The organism is Roseixanthobacter psychrophilus (assembly GCF_043195195.1).
In the GTDB taxonomy this organism is placed as follows: Bacteria; Pseudomonadota; Alphaproteobacteria; order Rhizobiales; family Xanthobacteraceae; genus NCEH01.
This window is the reverse complement of sequence record NZ_JBAFWT010000131.1, coordinates 1-1,401: the sequence shown is the minus strand read 5'-3', so window position 1 is coordinate 1,401 and position 1,401 is coordinate 1. Positions and strand designations below refer to the sequence as shown.

At 68.2% G+C, this 1,401-nt stretch carries 1 protein-coding gene; it reads right to left on the bottom strand.

What is annotated here, in order from left to right; genetic code table 11:
• Positions 1–58: 58 nt before the first annotated feature.
• Entirely contained in the window at positions 59–1,255 is a 1,197-nt protein-coding gene (locus V5F77_RS28805) for an IS256 family transposase (RefSeq protein WP_429008473.1), read from the bottom strand.
• Between the last annotated feature and the right edge of the window lie 146 nt (positions 1,256–1,401).

The following is a 1,401-nucleotide window of genomic DNA, read 5'->3' as shown; positions in this document are numbered from 1 at the left end:
GGGTAGTGCCCCATGGGATGGTGTATGAGCGCGGGCCTTCGGAAAGGCTCGGTCTCGATCAGGCTGCCACGGCGGGCAGCCTGTGATTGGGATTATCCGTGATGCGCGCGAGGGACTCCAGCCCCATGTAGCGCCGCGCGACGGTCCACTCGTCGTTGGTCTCGAGCATCAGCGCGCCGACCAGCCGGACGATGGCGTCGTCGTTGGGAAAGATGCCGACGACGTCGGAGCGGCGCTTGATCTCCTTGTTGACGCGCTCCAGCGGATTCGTGCTGGCGATCTGCGGCCAGTGCTCGCGAGGGAAGTCCATGTAGGCGAGCACGTCCTCGCGCGAGCCGTCCATCAAGGCGGCGAGCTTGGGCTGCTTCTCTCTCAGCGCGTCGGCGACCACCTCCCACTGGGCGACGGCCTCGGCCTTGGTCTCCTGGGCGAAGATCGTCTTCAGCATAGCCGCCACGGCGCCGCGCTGCTTGGCGGGCGCATGAGCCAAGGCGTTGCGCATCCAGTGAATTCGGCACCTCTGCTGCGTGGCGTTGAAAACCCGGCGCGCGGCGGCGCGCAGGCCCTTGTGATCGTCGGCGATCACCAGCTTCACGCCGCGCAGGCCGCGATCGGCGAGGCTGCGCAGGAAGTCGGTCCAGAACACCTCGGCCTCGGAATGGCCGGCGTGCACGCCCAGCACTTCGCGCTTGCCGTCCTCGTTGACGCCTACGGCCACTATGACCGCGCGGCTGACGATGCGCCCGCCGTCACGGACCTTGATGTAGGTGGCGTCGAGCCAGAGGTAGGGCCACGCGCCCTCCAGAGGCCGCTGCAGGAAGGCGTTCACCCGCTCGTCGATATCGGCGCAGAGCCGCGATACTTGGCTCTTGGACATGCCGCCCGCGCCCATGGCCTTCACCAGATCGTCGACCGAGCGCGTCGAGACGCCGTGGACGTAAGCCTCCTGGATCACCGCCACCAGCGCCTTCTCGGCGGTTCGGCGCGGCTCCAGGAAGCTCGGGAAGTAGCTGCCCTTGCGCAGCTTCGGGATCGCCAGCGTGATCCGTCCCGCCCGGGTGTCCCAGTCGCGCTCACGGTAGCCGTTGCGCTGGTTCTCGCGCAGGGGCGTGCGCGCCCCCTTCGCCGCGCCGGTCTCGGTCTCCACCTCCGCGTCCATCATGCGGTCGGCGGCGAACGCCAGCATCTCGCGCACCAGATCGATGTCGGCAGCCTTCTCCACTAACTCGATAAGGGCCATTCTGTCGTCGGTCATCGTCGTCTCCGGTTCGGTTCAAGCTCTCGCAACCCGAACCTTCTCCGAAGACCGGCGATGGCCGCCAGCGGCACCCCGGCCGCGCGCTGCGCTACGCCGGGGCTCCGCGCGCGGCCTCCTCATACACCATCACCCGGGACGCTACC